This window comes from Stenotrophomonas maltophilia group sp. RY12688, assembly GCF_052149045.1.
GTDB classification, from domain to species: Bacteria; Pseudomonadota; Gammaproteobacteria; order Xanthomonadales; family Xanthomonadaceae; genus Stenotrophomonas; species Stenotrophomonas sepilia.
The window spans coordinates 2334562-2353653 of the sequence record NZ_CP197389.1 but is presented as its reverse complement, the minus strand read 5'-3'; the positions used below and the strand labels follow the sequence as shown (position 1 = coordinate 2353653).

The window sequence follows — 19092 nt, the reverse complement described above, 5'->3', positions numbered from 1 at the left end:
ACATGAACGTGGCGATGGTGCGGAACATGGACGGCAGGCGCTGGGATCGCAATCGCATGTTGGCCCTGCTGGCGGCGGCGCTGCTGCTGGCGGTGGTGGCCTACTGGAGCGTCACCCTGTCTGCGGTGGCGCCGGCGGCCGTGGCCAGCGAGGCGAAAGCCGAGGCGCCGGTGCGGCCGATGTTCGATGCAGTGGCCAGCCTGCCGCTGGTGCGCCTGTTGTCCCCCGGCGCAGTGCAGACCGAGGTGGTGGTGCTGGGCGTGTTGGCCGGCGACCACGCACCGCTGGCGCTGCTTTCGGTGGATGGGCGTCCTGCCGAAGCGTACGCGCCGGGTCAGCGGTTGGGGCCCTGCACGGTTCTCGCCAGCATCAGCGCCAACGCGGTGGAGCTGAACCAGGCGGGGCAGTTGCGCAGCCTGCCGGTTCCCGAGCTGCCGCCGGTACCAAGCGATGGCATCGTGCCGGCCGGTCGGCAGAGCGGCACGCAGTAGCGCCGAGCCTGCGGTCGGCGGCTTTCGCGCCGTGGCATCGCCGATGAATGCAAAGACAGCCGAGCGCGCGCTCAGCCCCACAGCTGCGGAGGCTCAGCGCGCAGGTCGCTGCGGCACCACCGAGCGACCGAACGCATCGCCCATGCGCTGCCGCGTGCCTTCCAGGTTGTACTGCATCAGCTGGTTGCCGGGCTGCTGCATCAGGCGTTCGGCTTCGGGGAGCGCCGCCGACTTCGCCGGCCTTGTCGCAGGCGCCAGCTTGCGTTGCAGACAGTCCCAGGCCGGAATCCGCTCGCCGTTGACCAGTACTTCGATGCAGGGCGCAGCTTCTTCCTGCTTCTTCGCCTCGTCGGCGCGACCCGATGGCAGCGCCAGCAGCAGGGCGAGGGCGAGGGCAGCGCGCAGGTCCGGCATCAACGATTCACACATCTCGAATCTCCCGCAGCAATCGATGTCCTGCAATGAAGACGGGTGGCCAAGGCAGGGTCCGCCTGCGTGCTTTGCGGCGCTTTCAAAAGATGACAGTGCTGTCACAAAACTGTTGGCGGCTTTGACGCGATGTACACGTCCTGTTGGTAGATCCACGCGCCGCTCCCTGGCCCCTCCCTTCGATACGACGCGATGCCTTCGATGAATCCTGTTCCGTGCCGAGCCGTTCGCCTTCCGCTGCGCCTGCATCCGCTGGTGCTGGCCCTGGCCGCGATGCCGCTGCCGCTGTTCGCGCAGGAGGCAGCACCCGCGCCCAGCGTGAACATCAACGAATACGTCGTGCGCGGCAACACGGTGCTCGATCCGCGGCAGATTGAACGTGCGGTAGAACCGTTCCTCGGCCCGGGCAAGACCCTGGCCGATGTTGAGAAGGCGCGCGATGCGGTCCATGCGCTCTACCAGCAGGCCGGCTACCAGTCGGTCTACGTCGAGCTACCCGAGCAGCAGGTCAGTGGGGGCGTGGTGCTGCTGAAGGTGCAGCAGACGCCGATCGGCCAGCTGCGCGTGGTCGGCACCCGCCACGAGTCGCCCGAACGCATTCGGGAACGTGTACCGGCGCTGGCCGAGGGCAAGGTGCCTGACTTCGACCAGGCCCAGAAGGAATTGACCGCACTGAACGAAGGCGGACGTCGCCAGGTGATGCCACTGGTGCGCGAAGGCCAGGTGCCGGGCACGATGGATGTGGACCTGCAGGTCGAGGAGAAGTCGCCGTGGCGTGCCAGTGCGTCACTCAACAACGACCATAGCGCCGACACCGAGAAGCTGCGCCTGAGTGCATCGCTGGCCTACGACAACCTGTGGAAGCGTGGGCACAGCGCCAACCTCGGCGTGTATCTGGCGCCGGAAGACACGAAGCAGGCCAAGGTGTTCTCGGCCTCGTACACGATGCCGTTCGAAGGTACGCCGTGGAGCCTGGAAGCCTCCGGCTACAGATCCGACAGCCGCGTGTTGAATGCAGGTGGGCAGGTCGGTACCGGCACCGGCACCAATGTGATCGGCAACGGCCATTCGATCGGCCTCAAGCTCAACTACCGCCTGCCGGGCAGCAGCCAGTGGTGGCGCCAGCTCAGCCTCGGCGTGGATTTCAAGGACACCGAGGAAGACACGCAGATGGGCAAGGAGAGCCTGAAGACGCCGCTGAGGTACGCGCCGATCACTCTGGCGTTTGTCGGTGTACGCCAGGGCGAGCAGGATCAGTTGAGCATCAACACCCAGCTGGTGGCCGGTACGCGTCGCTTGTTCGGCTACGGCAGTGACGCCACCGCGTTCGGGCAGAAGCGCTACTGGGCCGACCCGAGTTTCGTGGCGTTCAAGGCCGACGTGGCCAACACGCATACCTTCGGCAGCGACTGGCAATGGTATGCGCGCGGCTCGCTGCAGGTAACCGATGCGCCACTGGTGTCGGCCGAGCAGTTCGCCGCAGGTGGAATGTACACCGTACGCGGCTACCTGTCGGCCGAGGCGATCGGCGACTACGGCGGCCTGGCCAGCCTGGAATGGCGCACGCCTGCGTGGTCACTGTGGCGCGGCACCGACCTGCGCGTCTACAGCTTTGCCGACGCGGCCTATCTGCGCCTGCGCCAGCCGCTGCCCGAACAGCGCGACAAGTACAACATGGCCTCGGTCGGCCTGGGCGCGCAGCTGCGCCTGGGTCAACACCTGCAACTGCGCCTGGACTACGCCTGGCCGTATGCCGATGGCCCGGTCACGCGCAAGGACGACCCGCGCCTGCATTTCAACATCAGCACCAGTTACTGACCCTTCCCTTGAACATGCGTTCTCCGGAGACCCTTCGCATGGACCGTTTGCTTTCCCGAGTGTTGTTGCTGCTGGCCGCGCTGGTTGCGCTGCCGGTGGCTGCGGCCGATGCCAATTGGTGGCAGGCCGAATGGAAGTACCGCAAGCCGATCACCATCGACGCCGGCCCGCAGGGCGCGGGCCTGGCCGGTGACCCGGGCCGCACGCCGCTGCTGCTGCGCCTGCATACCGGCAACTTCGGCTTCGACGGAACCCAGGATGCGGGCAACGACCTGCGCTTCGTCTCGGGTGATGGCCGTACCGTGCTGGCCCACCAGATCGAACAGTTCGATCCCAGGATGGGCCTGGCCCTGGTCTGGGTCGACGTACCGGCAGTCAGCGCTGCCGCGCCCCAGACGATCTGGATGTACTACGGCAATGAGAAGGCACCGGCCAGCGGCAACGGCCAGCAGGTGTTCGATCCGGACTACACGCTGGTCTACCACTTTGCCGAGGCCAATGCGCCGGCACGCGACACCACCGCCTATGGCAACAATGCCGGTGCGGTGGTGCCGCCGTCGGAAGGCTCGGTGATCGGCCGTGGCGTGCAGCTGGGCGCCGGTCCGCTGCCGCTGCCGGCCAGCGCATCGCTGGCTCAGGAAGCGGGCGCGCCGCTCACCGTTTCAGCCTGGATCAAGCCGGGCGGTAACACTGCGGCGCAGGCGATCTATGCGCGTCGCGACGGCGCATCCGAGCTGGTGCTGGGCATCGAGAACCGCGTGCCGTTCGTGCAGCTCAATGGCCAGCGCAGCACGCCCGCGCAGCCGGTTCCGGAAGGACAGTGGGCACACGTTGCACTGACGGCAGAGAAGGGCGCGTTGCAGCTGTACCTCAACGGGCGCGTCGTTGCCCAGCTGAGCGGTGCGCTGCCGGCGCTGGGCACGGCTCCGGTGGTGGGTGCCGATGCGCCGGGGGCGGTGCAGCCACTGGCCAACTTCGAAGGTGCGCTGGATGAACTGCGCGTCTCGCGCGTGGCACGGCCGGCCGCGCTGCTGCTGGCCGATGCCACCGCACAGGGTGCCGATTCGCGGCTGATCAGCTACGGCGCGGACGAGCAGTCAGCCGGGCAGAGCCACTTCGCCTTCATCCTCAAGGCGATGCCGTTCGATGCCTGGGTGGTGGTCGCGATCCTCGGCCTGATGATGCTGCTGTCGTGGGCGATCATGATCGCCAAGGGGCGGCACTTCGGCCGTATCAGCAAGGCCAATGCGGTGTTCACCGAGAGCTTCGGCAAGCTGTCCGGCGTGCCGCTGCGCACCCTGTCCGACATGGACCGCCAGGGCAAGGCGCCGGCCGCGATGCACGATGGCTCGTTGTGGCGCATCTACCAGGTGGCCATCGATGAAATGCAGCAGCGCCACCAGCGCGATGGCAACAGCGGTTACCTCAGTGGTGCCACCATCGCGGCGATCCGTGCCTCGATGGATGCGGTGATGGTGCGTGAGCAGGAGGCGATGGCACGGCGCATGAACTGGCTGTCGACCACCATCGAGGGGGCCCCGTATGTGGGCCTGTTCGGCACCGTGATCGGCATCATGCTGGTGTTCGTGGTGGCGGCGATGGCTGGCGCGGTCGACATCAACTCGGTGGCACCCGGCATGGCCGCAGCGTTGCTGTGTACTGCGGCTGGCCTCGGCGTCGCGATCCCGGCGCTGTTCGGCTACAACTACCTGGGCGCGCGTGCCGAAGCGATCGGCGCGGACATGGCGGTGTTCATCGACGAGTTCGCCGCGCGCCTGGCTGAAGAGCAGGACGGGCGCGGCCCGGCCGCGGTCCAGGGCTGAGGAGCGCGCCATGGGCCAGAAGGCGAAGTTCGGCATCAAGAAGCGCGAGAAGGGCATCAACGTGACGCCCTTCGTCGACGTGCTGCTGGTGGTGCTGGTGATCTTCATCCTGACCAGCAACGCCTCCGTCCCCGGTATCGAGGTCAACCTGCCGAAGGCCAGCAACGCCGTGGCGCTGGAGAAGCCGAAGACCAAGGCGATCACCATCGACCCCAGCGGCCAGGTGTTCCTGGATGCCTACCCGGTGACGATGGCCGAGCTGGAAGACCGCCTGCGCACCGAGCGCGCGACCACGCCGGATTTCCCGGTGATCGTGCGCGGTGACGCGCAAGTGCAGTACGCCCGGGTGGTCGAGGTGCTGGACCTGCTGCGGCGCCTGGAGCTGGCTCAGGTCGGCCTGGTCACCGGCAAGGCGCAGGGCTGAGGCATGACCGCCCATCAACCCCCTCGGCCGGAGCCCGGCATGCGTGGTCGCCCGTTGCTGGTGACCGTCGCGCTGGTGCTGGTCGCGTTGCTGGTGCTTGGCGTCGCGCTGTGGTGGCTGTTGTTCAAGGACACCGCAAGCACCCGCCGGCCGGTGGTGCAGCCGCCGATGCTGGCGTTGCCGCCACCGCCTCCGCCACCCCCGCCGCCACCGGAAGAACCGCCGGAACCGGAAACGCCGCCGGAAGAGACGATGCCCGAACCGGAGCCGCTGGATCAGCCGACGCCGGCCGAAGAGCCGACGCCGACCCCGGACAACAGCGATCCGGTGACGATGAACGCCGACGCGCAGGCCGGTGGCGACAACTTCGGCATCCAGTCCGGCAGTGGTGGCGGTTCGTCCGGTGTCGGTCGTGGCGGTGCCGGCAACGCCACCTATGGGCGCTACCTCGGCTACCTGATGCAGCAGGCGATCTCGCGCGACGACAAGGTCAAGCGCCTGGCGTTCCAGTTGCAGGTGAATGTGTGGCTGGCCAGCGATGGTCGCCTGGAAAAGGTCGAGCTGGTGCGTGGCAGTGGCAACGAGGAGGCCGACGCGGCCGTGCTCGATGCACTGCGTCGCATCGGCAAGGTCGACCAGGCACCGCCGCCGTCGCTTGATTTCCCCGCCCGCGTCCTGATCCAGGGCCGCCGGCCCGGGGCCTGATTCCCCGACCTCCATGATTTCCCTTCATTCGATGAGAACCGTGATGAACGACCACGTCCGCGCACGAACCGATTCCCGCCGCCCGCGGCCGGCCCGACGGGCGCTGCTGTGCTGCGCCGTGCTGCTCAACCTGGCCGCCCCGGCCGGCGCGATGGCCGCCGAAACCACCATGGTCAAGCTGATCAAGGGGTTGATCGCCAGCGGTGCACTGAAACCCGAAGACGGCCAGGCATTGCTGGTGCAGGCGCAGGCCGAAGCAGCAGCGTTGCAGCACACCGCGGCCGCCGGGACACCGGCCGCCAGTGGTGGCGTGGCCCTGGAGGCCGGTGACGTGCGCGTGCCGTACGTACCGCAGAGCGTGCGCGACGGCATTCGTGACGAAGTGCGCCAGGAGGTGATGACGCAGGCCAGGTCCGAGGGCTGGGCGGCGCCGAACGAAGTGGCTGAGTGGACCAAGCGCATCAAGGTCACCGGTGACATGCGCGTGCGGAGCGAGTCGCGCTTCTTCTCCGAACGCAACAGCGACATCGTCAGCAACTGGTCGTCGATCAATTCCGGCAACGGCTTCGACACCAATACCAACACCAACCTGCAGCTGCCACCGCTGCTGAACACCCGCCAGGACCGCCGCAACCTGTGGCGCATCCGCGCCCGCCTCGGCATCGAGGCGACCATCGGCCAGCACACCACGGCTGGCGTGCGCCTGGCCAGCGGCAGCAGCAATGGCCCGGTGTCAACCACCGAGCAGCTGGGTGGTGGCCTGAGCAAGAAGGACGTGTGGCTGGACCAGGCCTGGCTGGCCTATAGCCCGGCCGACTGGGTGACGGTGCGCGGCGGCCGCTTCGGCAATCCGTTCTGGACCAGCGATACGCTGTTCTCCAACGACCTGAACTTCGATGGCCTGGCCGCCAACCTGCAGTACGACTTCGACGGCGGTGACCTTGGCCTGTTCGGCAATCTGGCGGTGGTACCGCTGGAGTACACCTCCGACAGCGCGCCCAGCCAGAGCCGGGTCAAGACCCCGAACGAGAACAAGTGGCTGTCCGGTGCACAGGTCGGCGTGAACTGGCGTTTCAACGATGACAACGCGCTGCGCGCGGCGCTGGGTTACTACGACTTCAAGAACATCAGCGGCCGCCTGTCCTCGCCGTGCGCGCTGTATGCGGGCGCGGTGGGCTGCGATACCGACTGGTCGCGCCCGGCGTTCATGCAGAAGGGCAACACCCTGATGCTGATCCGCGACATCGCACGCAACCCGCTGGATCCAGCCAACACGCCCACCCCGCAGTACGTCGGCCTGGCCTCGGCATTCCGCCTGGCCACGCTGAACCTGCGCTGGGATACGCAGCTGGCCCAGGGCATCGGCCTGCGCCTAGACGGCGACTACATCCGCAACCTGGCCTACGACAAGCAGGCGATGTTCAGCCGCGCCAACAACGGCATCGTCAACAACTACGGCGCCGGTGGTACCGCCAGCATCGACACCTTCCGCAGCGGCGACACCGCCTGGATGGTGCAGGCCACCTTCGGTGCCACCGACCTGAAGGAGAAGGGCCAGTGGCAGGCGCTGCTGGGCTACAAGCGCATCGAGGCCGATGCGCTGCCGGACGCCTACAACGACCCGAACTTCCACCTCGGAGGCACCAATGCCCGCGGCTACTACGTGGGCGGCGCCTACGCGCTGGACGCGCGCAGCTGGATCAGCGGCAAGTGGATGGCGGCCAAGGAAGTGTCCGGTGCTCCACTGTCGATCGATGTGTTCCAGCTGGAGTTCAATACCGGGTTCTGAGTGACGGCGTGATGTGGATCACGTAGTGCGTGGCGGGGGCGCAGCGATGCGCCCGTCTAAGGAAAGGAGACCACGCGCTGCACATAAGGAGGAGTGGATGAGCCGTCGCAAGCTGTTCGAGAGTTCCGAACCGTCCAGCCGATCGCTGGGCATCGGCCCGGCCTATGTCTCGGTGGAGGGGCTGCGCCAGCACCTGGCGGAGTTCCTGCTGTACGCAGGCCGGCCGGTGGTGATCATGCGCGGGCGCAGCGAAGTGGGGTATTTCCTGCCAGCGCGCTGCTGGCGCCAGCGTGACGATGATCCGCTGGCCGCCGCCGCCGCCGACGAACTGCTGGACGCGGCCGGGTTCCAGGCCGAGGATATCCAGCAGGTAGAGCAGGAATTCAACGCGATGCGCCAGCGCACCGTACTGCATTCACGGCGCTGAGCCTTTTGCAGAGCCGGGCATGGGTTTGGCTCTACAGTAGATCCACGCCATGCGTGGATGGGGTTACGCAGCACCCCCGTGCTCACTGGTGATGCGTGCACCCTCGCGCATCACCAGGGTCACCGGGGTCTTCTCCACCACCTCCAGCAACCGCTGCCACTGCGCATCACTCAGCTCGGCGCTGGCATGCAGCACGCGGTGCACGTGGAAACGTCCATCCTCGTCACGTTCCGAGCGCAGCTCGGCATGGAACTCGCCCAGATCCCAGCCCTTGCGCTGCGCATACATGCGCAGGGTGATGGCGGTACACGCCGCCAGCGAGGCCAGGTACAGGTCGAACGGCGCAAAGCCCTTGCCCTGGCCACCCAGCGAGGCAGGCTCGTCCGCATCCACATCAAAGCTGCCGTTGCTGATGTGGTGCAGATAGTCGTCGGCGGTCGAAACAATGCGTGCGTAGGCCATCACGTTCTCCATCTGTCTGTGGCGTCGAGCCACGCTCGACTGCGCCAAAAAGGGCGGCCCCAGCCAGGACCGGGGCCGCCACCCCATCACTCGGTACGATCGTACGAGAACTGGATGCCCGCGGTACCACCGGTTGCGATGAAGAGGTTCATGAAATCCGGGACCGTTGCCGAGCGGGCCCAGTCGCGCTGCAGTTCGCAGAGCACCTGCCATGCGTGGATGAGCGAGCCCGCGGCTTGCCGCCCACGGCCGCGCAGCCCACAATCCACGTCCGGACCGTCGCCATCACGCCCATCATTCCCCGGTCCGGCCTTGGCACCTATGTCTCCCAATGCCCTGGCGCTGGTCGAGCTGCTGATCCGCGAGCGCCGTGCGTTGTCCCGCTTCATCGCACGCTATCTCGACCCGGCCAGTACTGAGGACACCCTGCAGAACCTTTACCTGAAGGCCAGCAGCGTGCCCGGCGATCCGCCCATCCTGGAGCCGCGCGGCTATCTGTACCGGATGGCCTACCATCACGCGCTCAACCGCAGCCAGGCCGACGCGCGCGAGCGGCGAGCGATGGCCGAGTACGCCGTCGACATGGGCGATGCAGGGCATGATGGCGAGGCGCAGGCGCTGGACCAGGCGCAGCTGCGCGAGATCACCCAGACCATCCTCGCCCTGCCGGCCCAGGTGCGCGAGTGCTTCGTGCTCAACCGCTACCTGGGCCTGAGCGAGCGCGAAATCGCCGCGCGCCTGGGAATCTCCAAGAGCCTGGTCGGCAAGCATGTGCTGCGCGCAGCGCTGCTGATCCAACAACAGCAGCAGGGAATGCGTCGATGAGCGGCGATTACCGTGGGCAGATCGCGCCCGCCGTTGTCACAACAGGAAAGCGCACCCGTTCGTGGTGCGGCAGGCCACAATCATGACCACCTCCGAACCCTCGCCGCGTCAGGCCAGGCAGGCGTTGCGCTGGGTGATACTGCGCAGTGCAGGCCCGCTGCCGGAACGCCAGCAACGAGCCCTGCAGCGCTGGCTGCAGGCCGATCCCCGCCACGCGCGGGCCTGGCGCCAGCAGCAGGCCTTCTGGCAGCGGTTGGACGCTGCCGGGCCGGAGGTGCTGGCAGCGCTGCCCGAGCTGACCGCAGATCGGCAGGGGCTGCGCCCGATCGCACCGCGCCGCCGTCTGCCCTGGCTGCTCGCCAGTGCTGCGGCCGCAGTGCTGATGGTCGCGGCCGCACCGCACGCGTTGCTGCTGGCGCGCAGCGATGTGCGCAGCAGTGATGCGCCGCGCGTGGTGCGGCTGGACGACGGCAGCACGGCGGTACTCGATGCCGGCACCGCACTGGCATTCACGTTCGATGGCCAGCAGCGGCGCGTGCAGCTGCTGCGCGGGCAGGCCTGGTTCCAGGTGGCGCATGAGCAGCGACCGTTCCAGGTCGAGGCCGGCGGTGGCCAGATCCGCGATATCGGTACGGCGTTCAGCGTGTCGATGCAGGGCGCCACCATCACCACCGAAGTCAGCGAGGGCGTGGTCGATGTGCGCCCGGGCGATGGCAGCGTGCAGCGCCTGCGCGCCGGGCAGGTGCGCGCGTTCCGTGACGGGCGCTGGTTGCAGCCGCTGCGGCAGGCCGCGCCGGAGGCGATGGCGCCGTGGCGCCGTGGTGAGGTGGTGATCGACGGTCTGCCTGCCGCGCAGGCCATCGCCGATCTCTGCCGCTACCGGCGTGCCCCGGTCTGGGTGGTGGGCGGGCAGGGCACACGCGTGCGGGTCAGTGGCCTGTTCCATCTGCAGCAGCCGGACACGGCCATCGACGCCGTGGCCGCGCAGGCGGGACTGCGGGTGCAGCGCTTGCCCGGTGGTGCGTTGCTGGTGTGGTGAAGCGCCCGCGGAGCACGCATGAACCGGCTGCATGAAAAAACATGAAAAAACCGTGGGCAGTCGTCGTACCCCGCTGTCTATAGAGGTATAGCCAGAGCGAAACCGCGTTTCTTCTCAAGCCAGACACACCACCGGGCACCGGACGTGCCCGTGGTCCCGCCCCGCTTGAGGGGTTCCTGTCCATGCCGTCCACGGCATCCGCCTGTCATCGTCGCGCTACCGTCCTGGCCCTGGCCATCTCCACCGCATTGCTGCCGCTGGCCTGGGTGCCGGTGGTGCAGGCGCAAGCCACACTGGGCGCACCGCTGCGCACTTACGCCATTCCGGAACAACCGTTGGCCGATGCCGTGCGCAGCTTTGGCCGCCAGGCCGATGTGCAGGTGGTCTTCCGCAGTGACCTGGTGGAGGGCCGTCGATCCAGCGCGGTGAGCGGCGAGTACAGCCAGATGCAGGCCCTGCAGCAGCTGCTGCGCGGCAGTGGGGTGCGTGCCCAGCGCGGCATGGATGGCACCTGGAGCCTGCGCGCCGCAGCGGAGGCGGGGGAAGGGGACGGGGAAGGGGTACGGGTGACCGAAACACTGGACGTGGCCGGTCGCCTGCAGTCGGACGGGGGCGAGGCGCGTGATCGGCGCGGCTACGATGATGTGTTCGCGCTGGATCTGACCACAGCGTACTCGGGGCGCGACCGTGTGGAGCGCTATCGCGGCTCCAACCCGGCCGACGTGGTCAAGGATCTGGTCGGTGTGTTCAGCGGTGATGCGCGCAACAGCGGCGCGCTGGACATCAACATCCGCGGCATCCAGGGGCCGGGGCGGGTGCCGGTCAGCATCGACGGTGGCGAGCAGGCGCTCACGGTCTGGCGCGGCTACAACGGCGTCAGCAACCGCAACTACATCGATCCCAACCTGATCGGTGGCATCCAGGTCATCAAGGGGCCAGGGCTGGTGCGCGATGTGCACAGCGGGATCGGTGGCGCGCTGGTGATAAAGACCATCGATGTTGACGACATTGTTGCTGCCGGCGAGCGCTTCGGCGGGGAGCTGAAGATCGAAGGCAGCAGCAATGCGGTGGCGCCACGCCTGCCGCGGCTGCATACCGGCGAGGATTACCGCACGGTGCCGGGGTTCCCGCAGGGCTCGCCCTCGGCACCTTATGCCGACAGCACGCTGCTGGTGCCGGTGAAGTCGCGCGGTTCTGAAACCAATGTGTTCGCCGGGGAAGACCAGGCCTGGCGGCTGGCGTTGGGCCTGCGTGGCGAACACGTGGACCTGATGGCGGCCTATGCCTGGCGCAAGCGGGGCAACTACTTTTCCGGCACCCGGGGCGCGGCGTACTACGACCGGGATCCGCGCGAGCAGTTCGAGTACAAGGGCCTGGACTACATCACCACGCTGGCGCGCTACTTCAAGCCCGGCGACGAGGTGCCCAACACCTCCAGCGAGCAGGAGTCGTGGTTGCTGAAGGCGACCTGGCAGATCAGCGACGACCAGCAGCTGCGCGCGACCTGGCGGCGTACGCTCTCCCACTACGGCGAGATCATGCCCTCGCGCATCCTGTCAGCGCCCGACTACGGTCGCATCCAGTGGCCGCTCAGCCGCGTCGATGCCGATGCCTGGAACCTGGAATACCACTGGCAGCCCGCCGGCAGCCGCTGGCTGGACCTGCGTGCCAACCTGTGGCGCACCGAAACCACAAGCGATACGTACACCGCTGGCGGCTTCCCCAATTTTGCCAGCAACCCCGACTGGAACCCCGGCAGCAGCCCGATCCTGCGCAATACCGCGCTGGCCAATGCCCGCAACGACCGCACCGGCCTGACCCTGAGCAACCGCTTCGCGTTGCATTCCACCCTGGACCTGACCGTGGGCGGCAACTGGCAGTTCGAGAAACTGCGCTCGGCGGACCCGTACTTCGGCGTCAGCGATGGCTGGCGCATGTATCCGCGCGCGGGGCGCCGCCAGGAAGGCGAGGGCTACCTGGTGCTGGACTGGCGGCCGGTGGATTTCCTCTCCCTGAGTGCCGGCGTGCGCTACGCGCGCTATTGGGCCTTCGATGATTTCCTGCAGGACCACCCGGAGCTGATGACCACCTCGGTGTTCCCCAAGGAGGCCCGCTACCGCGTCAACGAACTGCCCGAACGCCCGGCCAGCCTGCAGGGCGAGATCGACGCCATCGAGTCGCAGCGCGCGTTCTGGGACAGCATCGGCATGGGCTTCATTGTTGATGATCTGCTGAAGGGCCTGCTGAGCAGGTATGAGACGCCGGTTGCGGTGGACCACGCCATTCCGTGGCTGCCGGATGCGGACGGCAATTACAGCCGTGCCAGCAACCCCTGCCTGAATGGCGAGGTGGCGGCCATTCCCGGGCTGTTGCCGGTGCAGGGGTCGCAGATCCTGTGCAGTATCCAGAGCGGACGGCCGCAGACGGTGTCCGGGCGCAATGAGCGCAGGCGCGACCATACCTGGCTGCCGACCTTCTCGGCCACCGCGCATTTCTCGCCCAATGCGCGCGCCTACGTCCGTTATAGCGAGGCGGTGCGTTTCCCCAGCATGTTCGAGAGCACCATCGCGTTCTCCAGCAGCCTGAACCCGCTGTACCCGCTCAAGCCCGAGCACGCCTACAACTACGAAGTGGGCTATGTGCACAACCTGTCGGCGCTGTTCGGCAACACCGCTGATGCCGACGTGAAGCTGGCCTACTACGTGCACAAGACCCGCAACGTGATCGAGCGCGACGGCAATTTCCTGTTCGACAACCTGGACAAGCAGCGCATCCGCGGCGTGGAGCTGCAGGCGCGCTTCGACAACCGCCGCTTCTTCACCGACCTGGGCATCACCCGCATGCTGGAAAACAAGGTCTGTGATGAAAGCATGGCGGTGCAGCTCGACGCACTCGCCGGCAAGGTGCCCAACTGCGTGCAGGACGGCTTCGTCAGCGGCTACCTGCTGACCCAGGCCATTCCCCGCTTGTCGGTGAACGCGTCGCTGGGCACCCGGCTGTTCGATGAGCGCCTGGAGCTGGGCAGCCGCATCGTGCATTACCAGCGCCACCAGAACCCGGACCTGCAGGCCTACCGTGACCGCCTGTACGCCGGCAGTGGTGGCCTGATCTGGCAGAACGTGCCGTTCACCTGGGGAAACATCACCACCGTCGATGCCTACGCGCGCTGGCGCATCAACGACCATGCCAGCGTCGAGCTGGTCGGCACCAACCTCGGCAACCGCTACTACGTCGACCCGGCCACGCGCTCCACGCTGCCGGCGCCAGGGCGCACGCTGAAGCTCGGTGTCACTGCACGCTTCTGATGACCTGCCTCGTTGTTGTACCCGTTGTTCCCTCAACCCAAGGAGTAGTTCCATGAAGATGATCTCCCGTTCCGTACTGGCCATGGCCGCCACCTTCGCCCTGGCCGGTGCCGCCCAGGCCGCCGACATCGTCGGTGCGGCCAGCCCGGCCACCGATTCGCAGCTGTACGTCAAGGTCGGTGCCTCCGAAGTCAATGGCGGCCCGCACAGCGCAGGCAAGGCCGGCATCGGTGTCGGCACCGTCTCCAACGCCAAGCCGGTCGATTTCCAGGGCCTGGCCGCATACTCGGCCCCCACCACCGTGGGCAACGTGACCGTACGTACGCTGGCCATGCCGATCACCGGCACCCCGGGCAATCATGCCGGCATGGGTCACTTCAACTTCGTCAAGGTGGGCAGTGGCGATGTCTGGTTCGGTGAATGGTCCAAGGATGGCGCCGCAGGCGGCTTCAACAATCGCCAGGTGTACTTCGCTGGCGACCGTGCGGGCACCACGTTGCCCAGCGGCACCGCCACGTACGCGGTGGCTGGCCTGAACAAGTTCAACGGCAGCAACCTGCTCAGCGGCACCTTCGCCGCGAACTTCGGTACCGGCAAGCTGACCGGCGGCCTGACCGGTGGTGGCCAGACCCTGGCGATCAGCGCCAACATCAACAGCGCCGATGCGTCCTTCGCCGGCACCGCTGTGGTCAACGGTTCGGTCACCGGCAACAGCCAGGGCCAGTTCTTCGGCGCCAACGCGGCCACCCTGGCCGGTATCGCTACGTTCGCCGGCAACAGCCAGTACGACACCGCCTTCGGCGGCAGCAAGAACTGATCGCCACGCCCCTCACGGGGCAGGGCAGGGACAAGCCGCGATCCGCCAGTCCCTGCTTCGGCCCGCTGCATGCACCACCACAGATCGCCCATGCGCCCCCCCATTTTCCTTGTGTTCCTGCTGCTGGTTGCCGCCGACGTGCGCGCCCAGCAGGATGATCTGCGCCGCGTGCTCGAACAGGGCAGCGAACTGCGCCACCAGCAGCAGGACCAGCAGCGTCTGCAACAGGCCGAATCGCAACGGCCGACGCTCACCATCGATGGCCAGACCGTGCGGGTGGAGCGCACCGTCGATGATCTCGGCCAGGCTCTCTACTTGTCATTGCAGCATCAGCAGTGGCCAGCCGCCGCGGCGTTCCTCGCCGAATATATCGAGCTTCCGGGGCACGACCCGCTGCTGCGCCATTATGCGCAGGGTGCGTTGGCCCGCGTGGCCGGCGACCATTCGCGCGCTGCACAGGAGTACGAAGCGCTGCTGGCAGCGCAGCCGGACTTCCTGCCCGCCCGCCTGGAACTGGCGCGTGTCTATGCCGAAGACCAGCGCGACCGCGAGGCGGTGGCATTGTTCGGTGCTATCAAGGCCGGTATCGACAGCAACGATCCGGCCACCGCGGGTGTGCGCGCACGCGTGGACAGCTATCTGGACGCGTTGCAGGCACGCGGGCGCTGGAAGGGTGCGGTCGCCGCCGGGCCTGCATGGAGCGACAACATCAACCGCAGTTCGGCCAGCCGCACCTGCCTGTTCGGTGTCGGCGACACCTGCCTGATCGAACGCACGCTGCCCGAAGCGCAGCGCGCCACCGGCCTGGACTACGACGCCAGCCTGGAACGGCGCTGGGCGTTGCCAGGCCATCATGGCCTGTACGTGCGTGGGCTGGCGTTCGGCCAGGCCTGGCGTGGCTACAGCGCATACAACGAGCTCAACGCCAGCGTGCAGGCCGGCTACAGCTGGCGCAGTGCACGGCACACCCTGCAGCTGGCGCCGAGCCATGACTACCAGGCGCTGGGCAACCACGCCCTGCAGGGCGGCAGTGGTGTGCACGGCGAATGGCAGTACGCCCTGGACGCGCGCAGCCTGCTCAAGCTGGAGGCCGACTGGAAACGCCAGCGCTACCGGCAGCCGGGCCTGGCCGACAACTACGATGGCGAACTGGCCGCGCTGTATGCCACCTGGTTCCGCGCGCTCAACCCGCGCTGGACCCTGTTCGCGGGCGTGGACCTGACCGACAGCAGCGCAGCCGACCCGGCCAACGGCTACCGCCAGCACGGCCTGCGGCTGGGCGCGGCACGGCAGTGGAGTGGCACCACGGCCACGGTGTTCGTGTCGTTGCGTCACCGTGACTATGGTGCCTGGAGTCCTTTGCTGGAGGCGCGCAGGCAGGACGACGAACAGAACCTGATCGCCATCGTGCGCAGCGAGCGGCTGGCGGTGGGCGGGCTGGTGCCCAGCCTGAGCCTGCGCTACGCCTGCATCGACAGCAACGTCGGTTGGCTGTACAGCCATGACCGCAGCCTGCTCAGCCTGAAATGGGAGCGTGCGTTCTGAACGCACCGCTGCCATGCCGGAGTGAATGCGCCGCGGCTGCGATCTTCATCGATCATCACGCGCCCTTGTAGCCCGGTTCGCGCATCCTACGACCGTTGCGGCGGAGGTGGGCCGCGTGTATCGAGGAGCGCCGGTCGTGCTGGAAGCGGGCAACAAACCAGAAGGCCTGAAAGGGTTGAGAGTACTGGTGGCGGAAGATGAATTCGCCATCGCGATGTTCCTGGTGGACTACCTGGAGCTGAAGGGCGCGCAGGTGGTGGGACCGGCCGGGGACCTGCAGGCACTCGGCCGGCTGCTGGATGACAACCCCATCGATGTGGCCCTGCTGGACATCAACCTGGGCGGTGAACAGGTGTATCCGCTGGCCGACCGGCTGGCCGAAGCGGGTACGCCGTTCATGCTGACCTCTGGCTACGATGACAACCTGCCCAGCCGCTTCGCGGATGCGCCTCGCTGCACCAAGCCCTATCACATCGAGGCCCTGGTCCAGCAGCTGGCAGGACTGGTGGCGACGCCGCAGGCCCCTGCGGGCATCGCCTGATTGCGCGGCATGTCGCGCCGCACCGAAGGCCTCCGGGCCGTTGAGCGCCCGGCAGGCATGCCGCCGTCGCTGCAGGCCCATGCGCGCCATGACGGCATGGCCGCCCGCATTGCCCGGCACGACTGGTCAGGCACGCCATTGGGTGCGATCGAGCAATGGCCGCCGCACCTGCGCGCCACCGTCGACCTGATGCTTGCGCACGGCTTCCCGATGATTGTGCTGTGGGGCGAGCAGCTGGTGCAGCTCTACAACGATGGCTATGCCGAGATCCTGGCTGACAAGCATCCTGGCGGACTGGGCCAGCCGACGCGCGAGTGCTGGCCCGAGGTCTGGCACATCAATGGCCCGATCTACCAGCGTGTGTGGCAGGGCGAGACCATCACCTATGAGGACAAGCTCTATCCGCTGGCGCGGCGTGGGCGCTTGGAGGATGTCTGGTTCACCATCACCTACAGCCCCATACGCGGGGAGGACGGGTGCATCAACGGCGTGCTGGTGACCATGTTCGAAACGACCGCTGCGCACGTCGCGCAGGCGGCCCGCGAACGCGAGGAACAGAAGCGCCGTGAGAGCGACCGCCGGTTGGCGCTGGCCTTCAAGGTGCTGCCGGTGGGTGTCTGCATTGTCGACGCCGACGGCAACCTGCAGCTGTCCAACGACCAGATGCGGACCTATCTTCCCACCGGCAAGGTGCCCTCCACGGATCGCCCCAACCACTATCGGTGGCAGGGGGTGCATCCCGATGGCTCGCGCATCGAACCCCACGATTTCGCCATCGCCCGCGCCCTGCGGGGGGAGACGATGGTCCCGGGCCTGGAGTTCCAGTTCATCCATGACGACGGGCGCGCGCGCTGGACACGCGTCGCCGCCGCACCGCTGCGTGATGCCGATGGCGCGGTGAGTGGCGTGTTCGCGATCGCAGTGGACATCGACGATCTCAAGCGTGCCACCGAGCGCCAGTCGGTGCTGCTGGCCGAACTGCAGCATCGGGTGCGCAACATCATGTCGACCATCCATGCCATTGCCTGGCGGACCCGCGTATCGGTCGGCAGCGTGGACGAGTATGCCGAGCGCCTGTGCGCGCGGCTGATGTCACTGGCGCGCACGCAGAGCCTGTTGACCCGCGGCGCCAATGTAGGGGTCTGCCTGCGCGGCATGCTCGAGGAGGAGATCGCGGCGCAGGCACCGGCGGCCGCCGCCTGTCACCTGCAGGGCGAGGATGTGCTGTTGCCACCGAAGGCGGCCGAAGTACTGTCGCTGGCCATCCATGAGCTGGCCGCCAATGCGCTCCGGCACGGCGCGTTGGCCCACGAGGACGGGCGGGTCGATGTCTGCTGGCACCTGCAGGTGCAGGACGGGCAGCCGTGGCTGGGCCTGCACTGGTGCGAGCGCCATGCCGAGGTGGAGGGGTGGGAGATGCCACGCCAGCGTGGCCTGGGCCGGGTCCTGATCGAGCAGCGGGTGCCCTATGAACTGGCCGGCAGCGGCGAGCTGCGCTTTACCCCGCAAGGCCTGGATGCCTGGATCCGCTTCCCGCTGCGCGATCGCGACAGCCTGCTGCAGACCGACGCCCCGGACACCGGGCTGCCTGGGTAAAAGGGCATTTATCTCCAATTTGGCCAAATTGGGTATAGTGGTTCCCATCCGCCCCGCCTGGAGCCGTGCCATGACCCTGCCGCTGGATCTGCCTGGCCTCGAAAAGGCCCCGGCCTCGTCGGTGAAGACCCGCGGCTGGCCGAGCCTGATGCGCACCGTGCGCGAAAAGCAGGCGCTGGTCATCACCAACCACAATCACCCGGAAGCGGTGATCGTGGACATCCGCACCTACCAGGAACTGCTGGCCAAGGCCGCTGGCGGCGATGCCGGTGAGCGCAACGAGGAACTGCAGCGCCTGCGCAACGAGTTCGACCAGACCCTGGCCGGGCTGCAGCGCGGTGAAGGGCTGGGCAAGGTGCTGGGCCAGCCGATCCGGCGCGGCCGCAAGGTCACCCTCGGCCGCCCGCTCTGATCGATGGGACGCATCCTGGCGCTGGCCGGTGTCAATGGCGCCGGCAAGAGTTCGCTGCTGGGCACCTGGCTGGACGCCGAAGGGCTGAGCTGGTTCAACCCGGACGCGTTCACCCGTCGCCTGGTCGACGCCGGCTGGTCGCTGCCGGAGGCCAACGCCGAGGCATGGCAGGAAGGCACCCGCCGCCTGCGCCAGACCATGGCCGATGGCACCGACTTCGCCTTCGAGACGACGCTCGGCGGCAACACCATTCCGCGCCTGCTGCGTGAGGCCTGCGAACGGCATCAGGTGGCGATCTGGTTCTGTGGGCTGGCCGATGTTGAGCTGCATATCGCCCGTGTTGCTGCGCGGGTGGCCGCCGGTGGCCATGACATTCCAGTCGAGAAGATCCGCGCGCGTTTCGATTCCGCGCGCGCGAACCTGCTGGAGCTGCTGCCGCACCTGGCCGAGTTGCACGTCTACGACAACAGCGCACCGGCCGACGCGCAGGGTTGCGTGGTGCCGCTGCCGGTATTGGCCATGGCTGCAGGCGAACTGCAGTACCCGATTGCCGTAGCCGACCTGCTGCACACGCCCGGCTGGGCCAAGCCCATCGTGATGCGTGCAATGGAATCGAACACCCCGCGCTAGATCCACGCCATGCG

The 19092-nt window shown here is 67.5% G+C and carries 18 protein-coding genes; 16 read left to right on the top strand and 2 right to left on the bottom strand.

The features are described from left to right. Nucleotides 1-14 precede the first annotated feature (14 nt). Nucleotides 15-491, top strand: coding sequence for a general secretion pathway protein (locus ACS0OT_RS11115; RefSeq protein WP_176556922.1), 477 nt, complete (start codon nt 15-17; stop codon nt 489-491). Between the two features lie 93 nt (nt 492-584). On the opposite strand, the gene ACS0OT_RS11110 is transcribed toward ACS0OT_RS11115, so the two are convergent. Then, nucleotides 585-920: a hypothetical protein gene (locus tag ACS0OT_RS11110; protein WP_053500982.1), complete on the bottom strand. Its 336-nt coding sequence runs from the start codon at nt 918-920 to the stop codon at nt 585-587. 201 nt (nt 921-1121) lie between these two features. Between ACS0OT_RS11110 and ACS0OT_RS11105 the strand changes: the two genes are divergently transcribed. From ACS0OT_RS11105 to ACS0OT_RS11080, 6 genes are all read left to right on the top strand, one after another. Next, complete coding sequence (locus ACS0OT_RS11105) at nt 1122-2738, top strand: ShlB/FhaC/HecB family hemolysin secretion/activation protein (protein WP_442255812.1); 1617 nt, start codon at nt 1122-1124, stop codon at nt 2736-2738. A 38-nt stretch (nt 2739-2776) separates the two neighbouring features. After that, nucleotides 2777-4561, top strand: a complete 1785-nt coding sequence (locus ACS0OT_RS11100; RefSeq protein WP_442255811.1) for a DUF2341 domain-containing protein — start codon at nt 2777-2779, stop codon at nt 4559-4561. A gap of 10 nt (nt 4562-4571) precedes the next feature. Continuing rightward, the gene (locus ACS0OT_RS11095) at nt 4572-4985 is read left to right on the top strand and encodes an ExbD/TolR family protein (RefSeq protein ID WP_065185671.1); all 414 of its coding nucleotides are present in this window, start codon (nt 4572-4574) and stop codon (nt 4983-4985) included. 39 nt (nt 4986-5024) lie between these two features. Continuing rightward, a complete protein-coding gene (locus ACS0OT_RS11090; RefSeq protein ID WP_065196393.1) occupies nt 5025-5690 on the top strand; it encodes a cell envelope integrity protein TolA in 666 nt (221 codons plus the stop codon). Between the two features lie 43 nt (nt 5691-5733). After that, on the top strand, nt 5734-7479 hold the full coding sequence (locus tag ACS0OT_RS11085) for a putative porin (protein ID WP_139727178.1): 1746 nt from the start codon (nt 5734-5736) through the stop codon (nt 7477-7479). Between the two features lie 97 nt (nt 7480-7576). After that, a complete protein-coding gene (locus tag ACS0OT_RS11080; protein ID WP_053500994.1) occupies nt 7577-7906 on the top strand; it encodes a hypothetical protein in 330 nt (109 codons plus the stop codon). Nucleotides 7907-7969: 63 nt separating this feature from the next. Here the strand turns inward: ACS0OT_RS11080 and ACS0OT_RS11075 are convergent, their stop codons facing one another. Next, nucleotides 7970-8368 carry an OsmC family protein gene (locus ACS0OT_RS11075; protein WP_065177680.1) on the bottom strand — a complete coding sequence of 133 codons (399 nt, stop codon included), beginning with the start codon at nt 8366-8368 and terminating at the stop codon, nt 7970-7972. Nucleotides 8369-8689: 321 nt separating this feature from the next. Here ACS0OT_RS11075 and ACS0OT_RS11070 point away from each other — a divergent pair, with 321 nt between their 5' ends. The 9 genes from ACS0OT_RS11070 (at nt 8690) to ACS0OT_RS11030 (ending at nt 19078) form a co-directional block, all read left to right on the top strand. After that, nucleotides 8690-9193, top strand: a complete 504-nt coding sequence (locus ACS0OT_RS11070; RefSeq protein WP_065177682.1) for an RNA polymerase sigma factor — start codon at nt 8690-8692, stop codon at nt 9191-9193. Between the two features lie 82 nt (nt 9194-9275). Next, on the top strand, nt 9276-10232 hold the full coding sequence (locus ACS0OT_RS11065; protein ID WP_442255810.1) for a FecR family protein: 957 nt from the start codon (nt 9276-9278) through the stop codon (nt 10230-10232). Nucleotides 10233-10414: 182 nt separating this feature from the next. Continuing rightward, a complete protein-coding gene (locus ACS0OT_RS11060) occupies nt 10415-13537 on the top strand; it encodes a TonB-dependent receptor domain-containing protein (protein ID WP_442255809.1) in 3123 nt (1040 codons plus the stop codon). A gap of 52 nt (nt 13538-13589) precedes the next feature. After that, the gene (locus ACS0OT_RS11055; protein WP_442255808.1) at nt 13590-14354 is read left to right on the top strand and encodes a Slam-dependent surface lipoprotein; all 765 of its coding nucleotides are present in this window, start codon (nt 13590-13592) and stop codon (nt 14352-14354) included. A gap of 90 nt (nt 14355-14444) precedes the next feature. Continuing rightward, nucleotides 14445-15899 carry a surface lipoprotein assembly modifier gene (locus tag ACS0OT_RS11050; RefSeq protein ID WP_442255807.1) on the top strand — a complete coding sequence of 485 codons (1455 nt, stop codon included), beginning with the start codon at nt 14445-14447 and terminating at the stop codon, nt 15897-15899. Nucleotides 15900-16035: 136 nt separating this feature from the next. Next, the gene (locus tag ACS0OT_RS11045; RefSeq protein ID WP_005416747.1) at nt 16036-16440 is read left to right on the top strand and encodes a response regulator; all 405 of its coding nucleotides are present in this window, start codon (nt 16036-16038) and stop codon (nt 16438-16440) included. Between the two features lie 9 nt (nt 16441-16449). After that, nucleotides 16450-18036 (top strand): sensor histidine kinase, encoded by a 1587-nt coding sequence (locus tag ACS0OT_RS11040; RefSeq protein WP_065196385.1) that lies wholly within the window; start codon nt 16450-16452, stop codon nt 18034-18036. Nucleotides 18037-18106: 70 nt separating this feature from the next. Beyond that, nucleotides 18107-18448, top strand: coding sequence for a type II toxin-antitoxin system prevent-host-death family antitoxin (locus ACS0OT_RS11035; RefSeq protein ID WP_065177688.1), 342 nt, complete (start codon nt 18107-18109; stop codon nt 18446-18448). Between the two features lie 3 nt (nt 18449-18451). Continuing rightward, nucleotides 18452-19078 (top strand): AAA family ATPase, encoded by a 627-nt coding sequence (locus ACS0OT_RS11030; RefSeq protein WP_065177689.1) that lies wholly within the window; start codon nt 18452-18454, stop codon nt 19076-19078. Nucleotides 19079-19092: the final 14 nt, after the last annotated feature.

What these genes read in the sequence shown, in the direction of transcription:
- ACS0OT_RS11115 (WP_176556922.1), top strand. Translation starts at nt 15, where the DNA reads ATGGTGCGGAACATGGACGGCAGGCGCTGGGATCGCAATCGCATGTTG.
- ACS0OT_RS11110 (WP_053500982.1), bottom strand. Translation starts at nt 920, where the DNA reads ATGTGTGAATCGTTGATGCCGGACCTGCGCGCTGCCCTCGCCCTCGCC.
- ACS0OT_RS11105 (WP_442255812.1), top strand. Translation starts at nt 1,122, where the DNA reads ATGAATCCTGTTCCGTGCCGAGCCGTTCGCCTTCCGCTGCGCCTGCAT.
- ACS0OT_RS11100 (WP_442255811.1), top strand. Translation starts at nt 2,777, where the DNA reads ATGGACCGTTTGCTTTCCCGAGTGTTGTTGCTGCTGGCCGCGCTGGTT.
- ACS0OT_RS11095 (WP_065185671.1), top strand. Translation starts at nt 4,572, where the DNA reads ATGGGCCAGAAGGCGAAGTTCGGCATCAAGAAGCGCGAGAAGGGCATC.
- ACS0OT_RS11090 (WP_065196393.1), top strand. Translation starts at nt 5,025, where the DNA reads ATGCGTGGTCGCCCGTTGCTGGTGACCGTCGCGCTGGTGCTGGTCGCG.
- ACS0OT_RS11085 (WP_139727178.1), top strand. Translation starts at nt 5,734, where the DNA reads ATGAACGACCACGTCCGCGCACGAACCGATTCCCGCCGCCCGCGGCCG.
- ACS0OT_RS11080 (WP_053500994.1), top strand. Translation starts at nt 7,577, where the DNA reads ATGAGCCGTCGCAAGCTGTTCGAGAGTTCCGAACCGTCCAGCCGATCG.
- ACS0OT_RS11075 (WP_065177680.1), bottom strand. Translation starts at nt 8,368, where the DNA reads ATGGCCTACGCACGCATTGTTTCGACCGCCGACGACTATCTGCACCAC.
- ACS0OT_RS11070 (WP_065177682.1), top strand. Translation starts at nt 8,690, where the DNA reads ATGTCTCCCAATGCCCTGGCGCTGGTCGAGCTGCTGATCCGCGAGCGC.
- ACS0OT_RS11065 (WP_442255810.1), top strand. Translation starts at nt 9,276, where the DNA reads ATGACCACCTCCGAACCCTCGCCGCGTCAGGCCAGGCAGGCGTTGCGC.
- ACS0OT_RS11060 (WP_442255809.1), top strand. Translation starts at nt 10,415, where the DNA reads ATGCCGTCCACGGCATCCGCCTGTCATCGTCGCGCTACCGTCCTGGCC.
- ACS0OT_RS11055 (WP_442255808.1), top strand. Translation starts at nt 13,590, where the DNA reads ATGAAGATGATCTCCCGTTCCGTACTGGCCATGGCCGCCACCTTCGCC.
- ACS0OT_RS11050 (WP_442255807.1), top strand. Translation starts at nt 14,445, where the DNA reads ATGCGCCCCCCCATTTTCCTTGTGTTCCTGCTGCTGGTTGCCGCCGAC.
- ACS0OT_RS11040 (WP_065196385.1), top strand. Translation starts at nt 16,450, where the DNA reads ATGTCGCGCCGCACCGAAGGCCTCCGGGCCGTTGAGCGCCCGGCAGGC.
- ACS0OT_RS11035 (WP_065177688.1), top strand. Translation starts at nt 18,107, where the DNA reads ATGACCCTGCCGCTGGATCTGCCTGGCCTCGAAAAGGCCCCGGCCTCG.
- ACS0OT_RS11030 (WP_065177689.1), top strand. Translation starts at nt 18,452, where the DNA reads ATGGGACGCATCCTGGCGCTGGCCGGTGTCAATGGCGCCGGCAAGAGT.